9 protein-coding genes and 2 pseudogenes are annotated in these 10,161 nt (G+C 71.4%); 2 read left to right on the top strand and 9 right to left on the bottom strand.

The window, feature by feature from the left end; translation table 11 throughout:
- Both C2L59_RS12640 and C2L59_RS12635 read left to right on the top strand, forming a co-directional pair.
- Positions 1 to 974, top strand: a pseudogene (locus tag C2L59_RS12640) (OB-fold nucleic acid binding domain-containing protein); the annotation flags it as partial.
- Positions 975 to 982: 8 nt separating this feature from the next.
- Positions 983 to 1,192, top strand: coding sequence for a hypothetical protein (locus C2L59_RS12635; RefSeq protein WP_103349716.1), 210 nt, complete (start codon positions 983 to 985; stop codon positions 1,190 to 1,192).
- A 484-nt stretch (positions 1,193 to 1,676) separates the two neighbouring features.
- Here the strand turns inward: C2L59_RS12635 and cas2 are convergent, their stop codons facing one another.
- The 9 genes and pseudogenes from cas2 to C2L59_RS12580 form a co-directional block, all read right to left on the bottom strand.
- A complete protein-coding gene (cas2, locus tag C2L59_RS12630) occupies positions 1,677 to 1,961 on the bottom strand; it encodes a CRISPR-associated endonuclease Cas2 (RefSeq protein ID WP_103349715.1) in 285 nt (94 codons plus the stop codon).
- Positions 1,952 to 2,915 (bottom strand): annotated as a pseudogene (gene cas1 / locus C2L59_RS47020) (CRISPR-associated endonuclease Cas1). The gene cas2 and the pseudogene cas1 overlap by 10 nt, the downstream one beginning before the upstream one ends.
- Positions 2,837 to 3,766, bottom strand: a complete 930-nt coding sequence (locus C2L59_RS12610) for a reverse transcriptase domain-containing protein (RefSeq protein WP_158263058.1) — start codon at positions 3,764 to 3,766, stop codon at positions 2,837 to 2,839. The pseudogene cas1 and the gene C2L59_RS12610 overlap by 79 nt, the downstream one beginning before the upstream one ends.
- 61 nt (positions 3,767 to 3,827) lie before the next feature.
- Positions 3,828 to 4,508 (bottom strand): CRISPR system precrRNA processing endoribonuclease RAMP protein Cas6, encoded by a 681-nt coding sequence (gene cas6, locus C2L59_RS12605; RefSeq protein WP_103349712.1) that lies wholly within the window; start codon positions 4,506 to 4,508, stop codon positions 3,828 to 3,830.
- 944 nt (positions 4,509 to 5,452) lie between these two features.
- A complete protein-coding gene (gene cmr1, locus C2L59_RS12600; protein WP_158263057.1) occupies positions 5,453 to 6,607 on the bottom strand; it encodes a type III-B CRISPR module RAMP protein Cmr1 in 1,155 nt (384 codons plus the stop codon).
- Positions 6,604 to 7,995 (bottom strand): hypothetical protein, encoded by a 1,392-nt coding sequence (locus C2L59_RS12595; RefSeq protein WP_103349710.1) that lies wholly within the window; start codon positions 7,993 to 7,995, stop codon positions 6,604 to 6,606. The genes cmr1 and C2L59_RS12595 overlap by 4 nt, the downstream gene beginning before the upstream one ends.
- Before the next feature lie 52 nt (positions 7,996 to 8,047).
- The gene (locus C2L59_RS12590) at positions 8,048 to 8,941 is read right to left on the bottom strand and encodes a hypothetical protein (protein ID WP_103349709.1); all 894 of its coding nucleotides are present in this window, start codon (positions 8,939 to 8,941) and stop codon (positions 8,048 to 8,050) included.
- Positions 8,938 to 9,780 (bottom strand): type III-B CRISPR module RAMP protein Cmr6, encoded by an 843-nt coding sequence (gene cmr6, locus C2L59_RS12585; protein WP_103349708.1) that lies wholly within the window; start codon positions 9,778 to 9,780, stop codon positions 8,938 to 8,940. Before cmr6 ends, C2L59_RS12590 begins: the two co-directional genes overlap by 4 nt.
- Positions 9,777 to 10,160 (bottom strand): type III-B CRISPR module-associated protein Cmr5, encoded by a 384-nt coding sequence (locus tag C2L59_RS12580; protein ID WP_146060339.1) that lies wholly within the window; start codon positions 10,158 to 10,160, stop codon positions 9,777 to 9,779. Before C2L59_RS12580 ends, cmr6 begins: the two co-directional genes overlap by 4 nt.
- Position 10,161 lies beyond the last annotated feature (1 nt).

The raw sequence follows: 10,161 nt of genomic DNA, 5'->3' as shown, positions 1-10,161 counted from the left end.
CGAGCAGATCCACGCCTTCTCCGGCTACGGCTTCCCCGAAGCGCACTCGATGTCCTTCGCGCTGCTCGTCTACGCGTCGGCGTGGTTCAAGCGCTACTACCCGGCGGCGTTCTGCGCCGGGCTGCTGCGGGCGCAGCCGATGGGCTTCTACAGCCCGCAGTCGCTGGTTGCCGACGCCCGCCGGCACGGCGTGCACGTCCGCGAGCCGGACATCAACACCAGCCTCGTCCACGCCACCCTCGAACCCGATCCAGGAAGCACCGGCGGGGTCGCGCTGCGGCTCGGCCTCGCCGGCATCCGCTACCTCGGCGAGGCGGTGGCCGAGGCAATCGTCGCCGAGCGAGACGCGAACGGCCCGTACACGACCATCGGCGACCTCACCGGCCGGGTGCAGCTGAAGAAGAACGCCGCTGAAGCGCTGGCCACTGCCGGGGCCATTCGCCGGGTTCGGCGGCGACCGGCGCCAGGACCTGTGGGCCGCCGGCGCCGCCGCGGCCACCCGCCCCGGGCACCTGCCCGGCCTCGCCCCCGGGCTCGACGCACCCGCGCTGCCGGGCATGACGCGGCTGGAGGTGACCGCCGCGGACCTGTGGGCCACGAGCGTGTCCCCGGACAGCCACCCCGTCGAGTACCTGCGGGAGCTGCTCACCGCGCGCGGCGCGATCACCGTCGCCGAACTCATGCGGACCGAGGACGGGACGCGGGTGTGGGTCGGCGGCGCGGTCACCCACCGCCAGCGGCCCGCGACCGCAGGCGGGATCACGTTCCTCAACCTCGAAGACGAGACCGGCATGGCCAACGTCCTGGTGTCGCCGGGCCTCTGGCAACGGCAGCGGCTCGTCGCCCGCACCAGCGCTGCACTGCTCATACGAGGCCAAGTGCAGGCCGGCGAGGGCGTGGTCACCCTGGTCGCCGACCGGCTGGAACATCTCGACCTGGCCATGACCACGGGCCCGTCCCGAGACTTCCGGTAGCCGCCGCGATGACCAGCCAACCTCTCGTGGGTGGCCCGCGCTCCGGCGACCGTGGCGAATTCGGTGACCTCCTGCCCGTTCGCCGCGCGCGCAGCAGCCCGGTGCTGTGCCTGCGCAGCCACTACCTCACCCACTACGGCATGATCCAGATGTACAGCCACCGCTACCGGCTCCACACCACCCTCTGCTTGTGGACCCGGTTGGGCTGTGACCGTTGACCACATTGCGGCGTGATGACCCATCCACCACCTGCCGAACGATGGTTTCTATACGCCCTTCGGCGTGAGTAGAGCTGGCACCGATCATTTTGGCCGACCACATGGGCTGCGCCGCTTGCGCGTTTCTATACGCCCTTCGGCGTGAGTAGAGCTGGTACCGCAGCATGGGCAAGGTCCGGTGGAACTGCGGGGTGCTGTTTCTATACGCTTTTCGGCGTGAGCAGAGCTGGCACTCCAACTGAGTGCAAGCAAGCCCCTGATCGGCGTTTCTATACGCCCTTCGGCGTGAGTAGAGCTGGCACCCTACCCGGTAGGACACGCCTCTGACCAGCTCGAACGGCGGTGCCGTGCACGGCACCGCTGTGCGCGGCCCCAAGAAGATCGGCATCGGGCGGTGTTGGTGCCGTTTGCGCTGGTCCGGGGCGTGCACGCGAGACATAATGTCGATCTTCAGTTGACCTTCCCCCCTTCGGGCTAAGGCGGGTCATAGCGCGATCCAGTACGGACGGTCGGGTTCGAGGTCGGCTTGGCCAAGTACGACGGTTTTCGACCAGCACGTGGCACACAGGGGCACCAGGTGCACCGCGTCGGTGCTGGGGTTGATCATTCCGGCGAGCCGCTCCCGGAAATCGGGGAGGTCGGCGGTGTCGATGGAGCAGACGAACACGCTGCGCTGGATGCGGTCGCCCCAGTGCTGCAGGTAGCCCGCGACCCGGGCACGCACCGCGTCCCGGGAGATGTCATAGCAGACCAGCGTTGTCAGCGCCATGACAGTCCCCTCAGCTCGGCCACGGTGCCCTCGACGTATCCGGCGATGTGCTGCGCCTGACGATAGAGGTGCCGGCGCAGGCTTCCGGCGAAATCCGGCAGTGCTCCTGTGGTGGTGTGCAGCATCCGGCGTTCGTAGCCGTCGAGCACGGCCTGGCGGCCCGCCTTGGTCAGCAGCACACCCTCACGCTCGCTGTCGCGGCGCCCGTGGTCGACGACCAGCCGACGCCGGCGGAAGGCCTCGAGCACGAGCTGGTCGACGACCAGCGGCCGGAACTCCTCCGCCAAGTCCAACGCGAGACTGGGGCGGTCACCGTCCTCGGCGTGCAGGAGGCCGACGGACGGTTCCAAGCCGCGGCCACCAGCGCCAAGGTCGTCTCCGAAACCAGCACCGCGTAGCCGAACGACAGCGCCGCGTTGACCACATCCCGTGGCGGGCGCCGGTTGCGGCCGGTGAAGCCGAGCTCGCCGGGCAGGAAGGTCCACCAGGACTGGAAGTAGGCTCGCGCGGCCGCGCCCTCCAGCCCCATCAGCTCGTCTCTGCCGGTCGCCTCCGGCAGCATCGCCAGGTAGCTGTCGATGGCGCTGACCGCCGCACCCAGCTTCTCGGCCGATTCCCGCGCATGGTCCGGCGCAGCAGCACGGCCTGCTTGCGCAGCTTCGCCGCCACCATGACCCGCGCCGCGGGCAGCGACCGGGCCGGGTCCTGCGCCGTGTGCAGCTGCCGCCGAAGCCGGGACGCACGCACCGCGGGCCCGCAGATCGTCTGCCCGAGATAACGCCCGCGGCGGGAACAGAACACCAGCTCGATCCCGGCCGACAATGCCCAATTTCGCAGGCCCGCGCTCACCCCGACCGCGCCGAAACACACAATCCTTACCACCAGCCCGATCGGCACGTCAAGCAGACGCTCCTCATTCTTGGCGACGACGAGCCGCCCGTCCTCGACCCGCACCCCGCGCCCTGCACCCCCAGAAACACCGTCCGGTGCTGCGGAGCCGCCGTGCCACGCTCGAGGACCGGCGAATACCGGGAACCGAAGTCCTCGCCCAAAAACGTGAAGCCGTCGGCGAAGGACATCACCTCGGTCTTGTCCGCCCCCAGCGTCATCCCAGCCTCCTCCACCGCCGCGTGGACCACCCCCGCTGCCTCCCACGCCTCGTCCCGGGACCGCGTCACCACACAGAAATCGTCGCCGTAGCGCACGACCGGAAACCCGGCGCGGCGAACCCGCTCGTCGATCGGCTCCAGCACCCAGTTCGCCAGCACCGGCGACAACGGCGACCCCTGCGCCCAGCCCTTCGGCGCGAGAAGGTCGCGCTGCCCGGGACGCCGTGCTCCTCGCGCAAGCAACAACCGGACAACGGCCACCAACTCGGCATCAGCGATCAGCGCCGACAGGCTCCGCGACAGCCTCTCCAGCGGTATCGAGGGGAAGCAGTCGTGCACATCGGTCCGCAGCACCCACGCGAAGCCCTCCTCACACAGCCGAGCGACTTCGCGAACCGCGTCGCCGACGCCCAGCCCCGGCCGGTAGGCGAAGCTGCCCGGCCCGAGCAGCACGTCGATCACCGGGCCAAGCACGCCGAGGATCGACCGTTCCACCACCCGGTCCCGCACCGCGGGAATCCGCAACACCCGCTCGCCGCCGTCCGCATCGTTGATCACGACCTCGGTCAGCACGCCCGGCTCGTAGCCACCGCCGAGCAGCTGGGCCGACAGCTCGGCCAGCCGGTTCTCTGCGCCGTCCTGGAATCGCCGCACACCCGCCGAGAGCACCTCGTCCCGCGCGTCGGCGAGCAGCACATCCGCCCAGGCCGCGCCAGCGCCGAGGGCGCCGCGACCCGCTCCATCAGCGCGCTCACGTTCACCGCCCAGGCCGGACCCGGACGCCCCCGAAACCTCTCGTCGTGTGCGCGCCCACACCGGCGTAAGGCGCGATCGCCAGCAACTTCCCCACCGCGTCCCGAAGCCCGGGATCCTCGACCGCGTACGTCACCCGCCCGCGAAAGCCACCCACCGTCACCTGGACCGGAACCCGCTTCCCGGACGCGTCCGGACGCTCGTGCAGCACGAACCGTTCCACCTCGCTCGCCCCCCTCACGTCCGTGACCACCACCGGATCCAAGGCAAGATCCACCTCCAGGTCGCCGGCATGCGGCGCGGCGAACCGCCGCCAATCAGCGCGCAGGCTGCCCAGCACCGCCGACGGGGACGGCCACGGCAGCAAACGGTTGCCCCGGCGGAACGTCACCGGGCTCACGAATTCCACAGCCCACGCACGCCCGGGACCGGCCGCCACCTCCGACCACGCCACGGCAGCGACCTGCCGCACCCGCCGGCCAGCCCCCGCCAGCAACCGCTCCACCACTTTGTCGTCGAGCACACCGATCTCGATCCCCGTAGTCGTCGCCTTCCACGACCACGCCTTCCGGTCAGCCCGATGGTCGGAGTCCAGCCACGACGCCAGCAACCCGTGCAACCGGCGCCGATCAAGCACACCCCCGGGAACCGGCATCTCCCACAAACTCGGCATCACCACCTCCACTCCCGACCACCGAACGCGCCAGGCCACGTCACGCGAACACCGCTGAAGTCGGCAGCGACCCGCCCCAGGTTCACCACCACCCAACCCGCCATCGAATCGTTACCCGAAAACGCCGACACTCGCTGCCCGACAACCCCTGCACGATCCACCGGCCTCGTCCGAACACCGCGTTTCATACGCCCTTCGGCGTTGGACTGTGATCAGCGCTACGGGTTCTTCGGGAACTTCCCGGACGGCCAGCCGGAATGGTTTCTATACGCCCTTCGGCGTGACTATGGTCGGCACCGCAACACGATCTTCGACTACATGCACTTTCAGCTGTTTCTATACGCCCTTCGGCGTGACTGTGGTCGGCACGGACATCGGCACGAACACCGGCTCCGATTCTCTATACGCTTTCGGCGTGACTGTGGTCGGCACAAGCCCTTCAAGTTCCGGGACAAGGGAGTCATGGCGTTTCTATACGCCCTTCGGCGTGACTGTGGTCGGCACGAGTGCGATTTTTCCGCCGGCTGGTCGTGACTGCCGTGGTTTCTATACGCCCTTCGGCGTGACTGCGGCCGACACGCCAGCAGAAGCTGGCCGTGGCCGTCTGATCATCTGCTCCATCTTGTTTCTATACGCCCTTCGGCGTGACTGTGGTCGGCACTCTACCTGGTTGAGGGTGGCTCTAATCAGCGCAAATACTCGGGTGCTGCACGGCAGTTCCGATTTCCCGTTCCGCATGATCGTCACCAGGGCTCGCATGGCCTGTTTTCGCACGTGGGAGACGTGCACGCGATATGGCTTGTGGATCTTCACGGGCCCATCGCCCGTTCGGCATAGTCACGTAGGTCTCCTCCGCCGCACGAGCAACCTTGAGCCGATGAGCGTGTCTCATCGGCGGGGGTCGCCGTCGAGCCACGCGTCCCAGATCGCGGTCGCGGTGGCGGTGGCAGGCAGGGTCAGGGGGCGAGGTGCCGGTCCTCCGTCGAGCCGGAGGGCCGCGTCCTGCTCGGTGGGGGCGAGGTCGGCGTAGAAGATGTGGGTGAACACGGCGTACTGGTCGGTGTCGCCGAGCCGGACGGGGGTGAGCCAGACCGGGGATGCGCGGCGTGCGGCCTGGTTGTCGAGGTGGAGGTTGACGGAGGCTTTGAGGCGGTCTTTCGGGCGGTAGTAGTTGACCGGGAGGCCGAGGGCAGCGGCCGGGTAGCTGTTGTCTGGTCCGAGGATGGTGGTGCCCCATTCCGGTGTCGCTGCGGTGTAGCGGTGGCGGTGGCGGCGGCGTTGCGGAAGATGCGCCAAGCGGCGCCGGTGCGGTGCAGCGCGTCCGGGAGTGGCCGGGGCTGGAGGTCGAGGGCGTTGGCGGACCAGGTTTCGCCTGACAGCACCGGGAACGGGCTGAGGCCGCCGCGGGACTGCCAGCGATTCTCGTCCAGGTCCGGCTTTTCGGGGAAGGCCGCCGCGGTGGCCTGGGCGATTTCGGGTGGGATGATGGTGTGCCATCGGGCCAGCAGTGCACCGGGGGTGCCGGTGGGGTGCAGCAGCGCGGTGCTCCAGCTCGGTGGTGGATTGCTGATCGCGGTGCAGGACAGGCGGCCGAATCCGCGGCGGGTACGGGCGCCGAGCCCGCCGTAGGTCAGCCAGGCCCACAAGGCGAGCATGAACCGCTGGCTGATGCAAGGGTCTTTCGGTAGGGCGACGTTCAGGTCGAAGGTGGTGCCGACGGGCAGATGCGGACGGCGCAGGGCGGGATTTCGCCCGCCGGTGCACAGTCCCTGCCCGAGCAGATACCGGGCGCCGGCGAATCCGTTTTCGCTGCGGCGGGCCCAGGCGGGAAGGGTGTCGGCGTTCTCGGCGGGTCTGGCGGGTGGGGTGACACGCAGCCGGGCCGGGGACGGGGTGGCGGTGCTGCCGAACACCTCGGCCTCGCCGGCCGCGAGCTGTGGCAGGTCATCGACGCCGCGGACCGTGCGCCCGGCGGCGAGGGCGCGGTACCAGTAGCGCAGCACGCCACGGATCGACGGTGGCCGGATGATCGTCCCTGCGTCGGGTCCGGTGGTGTCGCCGCTGAACAGCGGGGTGTCGACGCGGAGGGTGAACGTGGTCCACACGGTCATGGGGTGCCTCCTCGGGTGCGTTTGACCCGGCCCAGGGGCGCGGTGACGGGCCGGTCGTCCCACAGCACCTGCGCGGCCAGCCCCACAGCCAGCGACCATCCGGTGAGCAGCAGCACGAACCCGGCCGGCGCGGCCGCCGCGCCGGCGTTCAGCGCGTCGGCGCAGGCGCTCGCGTGGGCGGGTGGGTAGGTGTGGGCGGTGTAGGCCGGGTGGAGCCACCAGCCGAGCAGGCACTGCCCGTCCTCGGCGACGCTCGGTGCGGCGAAACCGAGGATGAGAATGCTCAAGGTCATCGCGTAGCCGGCGCCGATCAGGCCGACCACCGAGCCGCGGCGCACCGCCGCCCAGACCGCGACGCCGTGCAGGCGGGTCTCGATGATCAGGTAGAGCATCGACACGACGAGCAGGCCGAGGCCGACGCGCCAGGCATCGGGATCCAGCCACCAGCGCGGGGTGAAGCTCAGCAGCACCAGCGCCCCGGCGGCCGAGGCCGCGGGGAGCCGCAGCAGCAGCACCGCGTCCCGGCGTGGCCTGGCCACGATGACGGCCACCATCCCGGCCACGAGCTGCGCCAGCGCGACCCAGCGGGCGAGCTGCCCGGCCTGGGCCGCGTAGAGCAGCAGCGGCGCCAGCGCCAGGGACCCGAACGCTGCTGCGCCGCGCCGGGCGCCGGTGCCGAACGCGCGGGCTCCGTCTTCCAGTGCCGCCCGGGGAAGCCAGTGGTTTTCGGTGACCTCGGCAGCGATCCGGTCCTGATCGTCGCGGCGTTCGGTGTCCCCGGCCCGGCGGGCCACCAGCGCCAGGCGCCGCCCCCGCACCTCGGCCGCGGCGGTGTCCTCGGGCCAGGCATGGGTGACCCAGCGCAGTTCCCGTTCGAACCGCACCGGGTCGATGTGGTGCACGGCCGAGAGCCACGGGTCGTCCTGCCAGGCCCGCAGGTGGCTCAGCCACTCCTCGCGCGCGGTCCGGGCCAGGACGAGCACGGCCTGATCCACCTGCAGCACCTGAGGTGGCGGCTGCTGCTCACCGGGCCGGGTCGCCGGGGCGTCGACGCGCTCGGGCAGGACGTCGGTGTCCTCGCCGAGGGTGCGCAGCCGGAACGGCAGGCTCCAGACCACAAACCGCAGCCGCGCGGCGCGGGACCGCAGCGGCTCGGGGACCAGATGCTTGGGCAGGTGCTCCAGCCACACCGCCAGCGCGGCCAGCAGGTCGGTGCGGCGCCGCCCGCTCGCGGCGTCGAATCCGTCCAGGCAGCGCGGGTCGGCGAGGAGCCCGGCCAGCACGACCGGGTCGACCCGGTCGGTGACCGCAGGCAGCGGCAGCCGCGGCAGCGGCGAGGTGCCGGTCGGCAGGACCGTGTCCCAGTAGCGGGCGATCCGGTCGGTCATCGCGGTACTTCCAGCGCCCACAGGGTCCGGGCGAGGATCAGCCCGGCTTCGGTCAGTCCCGGCGTCCGGTGAACGGCTCGTCCCGCAGATAGGTGCCGCGGAAGTCGTGCAGGTCGTCGACGATTAGGTGGTCGCGGGTACCGGCCGCGCGGGACAGATCCTGGGCCCGTTCCAGGAGGGTGCCGGTGAGCCAGCGCACCGGCAGCCGGACCGGCTGTTCGCTGGTTTCGTGCAGCACCTGGGCAGTGACGCGGGTGCCCGGGCCGAGGCGGCACCGGATGACGGTGGCCACGGCGTCGGCGGTCAGCAGCAAGTACGGCAGCAGCGCTTTGTAGCCACCGGTCAGGTGGAAGATCGCCCGGCTCTCGGCGCGGGTGTCGCAGAGGTCGAGGGCGACGGCGCGGCCGACCTCCCCGACCGACAGCCAGGTCCGGCTGTCCGGGGCACCGCCGACGTCGAGGTCGAGGCCGGGAATCCGGACCAGCAGCACCTGCCCGGCCGCCACCGTGACCCCGGCCGGGGCGGCGACCGGGTCGTCGGCGTAGCGGGGCAGGCTGCCGGTGCGGGCGGCGAGCAGGTGGGCCAGCAGCGCCGCGGCGCGCAGCCCGTCGTCGGTGTCGGTGGCGACCAGCACGATCGAGTCCCTGCCCGGGCCGGCGGGCTCGGTCCGGGTCCGGTCGTGGGCGTCCAGGGCGGTCAGCTCGGCGCTGTGGTCCGGCGTGAGCTGCTGCAGCTGCGCGGTCACCGCGGCGGCCTGGCCGGGATCCGCGTGCAGCAGCGGCTCGAGCATCAGCCGGCCGTCGCCGCGGTCAGCCTGGCGCAGCAGCCCGCGCAGCGGCGCCCCGCCGGCGAGAGCGTTGCGCAAAGGCACGGAGACGCGCCGGTCGGCGGCCAGGTGCTTGAGCAGGGACGTGCCGACGGGCACCACGTGCAAGAGCCCCGTCATGACGGCTCCACGACGGTCACGGTGCAGTAGCCGTACCCGGCGGCGGTTTTCGCGCCGATCCCCCAGTCCTCTGCCGCTTCCGTCAGCAGCGCCACCGTCGCCTGCACGGCCGTCGTGCGGCCGATCAGCATCGTGTGGAAGGGGGTGCGTTCGACGGCGAGGAAGTGCACCGGCACCGGGTTGTGGTACTCCGCCGGTGGTGTGACCACCTCGGCGCCGGAGTTCACCTCGCGGTAGTAGCCGCCGGCGTGCGGGGTGAGCACGTCGACCACCACGTGCGGCGACCCGGCCGGGAGCGCGTCCAGCACCGTCACCGCGCCCTGCGTCGCGTCGCCGGGCCGGCCGGGGCGCGGGCCGCCGAACAGCTGCTCCACCAGGCCGGGCCGGTCCGGCCAGCGCCGCGGAACCTGCGCCGCGGCCGCGCCTTTCAGCCCGGACCCCGGCCACATCGGCACCCCATAGGTCGGTGACCAGCTCAGGCCGGTCTCGTGAACGGTGTTTTCCCCGTGCCCGACCACCACCCGCCACTGCGGCACCAGCTTCACCTCGACGCTGACCAGTTCCGGATCACGCGCGGCCAGCGCGGCCCCGGCCGCCCGGCGCCGCGCCGCCGCCGACTCGAGCAGCCCCGCCGGCACCGCCCGAGCCGCCGCCGCGACCGCCTCCAGGTGCTGCAGCTGCCGGCCGGTGTCGTCGGCGACCGTTCCGTTCTCGCCAAGCCCGCACCACAGGCGCGACCACAGCAGATACCCGTTCGGCTGCGTCTCCAGCTGCCGGATCTTCTCCCCCGCGGTGACCAGATCACGCAGGGACCCGTAGGTGAGCGGCCGCGGGGTCATGTCCGTGCCCCGGCGGCGTGGTGGCGGGCGGCGGCCAGGCGGGCCAGCCACACCGCGAAGCTGCGGGCGCGGCGTTCGGCGAGGCGATACCCGGCTTCGTCGACGCACAGGGCATCCAGGATGGGCAGCGGCGGGCCGGAGACGGGGATCCCGACGAAGCGGGCCGCGTCCTCCAGCAACGCCTGGGCCACGCGCGCGTAGCGGTCCGGGCCGCCGTCGCCGGTGGGGCGGACGCGGGAAAGCAGGTAGGCGGCGGCCGCGGCCAGGCCGCTGCTGTGCAGCATGACCGGAACCGCCCGGATCACCGTGAGGTAGTCCTTGTCGACGGTCTCGGGCAGGGCGCGGGCAGCGGCCACGGCGAGGTCGCGGTCCAGCCGCATG

The organism is Amycolatopsis sp. CA-128772 (genome assembly GCF_002904295.1).
GTDB lineage: Bacteria > Actinomycetota > Actinomycetes > Mycobacteriales > Pseudonocardiaceae > Amycolatopsis.
Note: the sequence above shows the minus strand (reverse complement) of the source record. Positions and strands in the feature narration are given on the sequence as shown.

Bases quoted from the DNA above. Each gene is read 5' to 3' on its own strand.
- cas2 (WP_103349715.1), bottom strand. From the start codon at position 1,961: ATGGCGCTGACAACGCTGGTCTGCTATGACATCTCCCGGGACGCGGTG.
- cmr1 (WP_158263057.1), bottom strand. From the start codon at position 6,607: ATGACCGTGTGGACCACGTTCACCCTCCGCGTCGACACCCCGCTGTTC.
- cmr6 (WP_103349708.1), bottom strand. From the start codon at position 9,780: ATGACCCCGCGGCCGCTCACCTACGGGTCCCTGCGTGATCTGGTCACC.
- C2L59_RS12635 (WP_103349716.1), top strand. From the start codon at position 983: ATGACCAGCCAACCTCTCGTGGGTGGCCCGCGCTCCGGCGACCGTGGC.
- C2L59_RS12580 (WP_146060339.1), bottom strand. From the start codon at position 10,160: ATGCGGCTGGACCGCGACCTCGCCGTGGCCGCTGCCCGCGCCCTGCCC.
- C2L59_RS12595 (WP_103349710.1), bottom strand. From the start codon at position 7,995: ATGACCGACCGGATCGCCCGCTACTGGGACACGGTCCTGCCGACCGGC.
- C2L59_RS12590 (WP_103349709.1), bottom strand. From the start codon at position 8,941: ATGACGGGGCTCTTGCACGTGGTGCCCGTCGGCACGTCCCTGCTCAAG.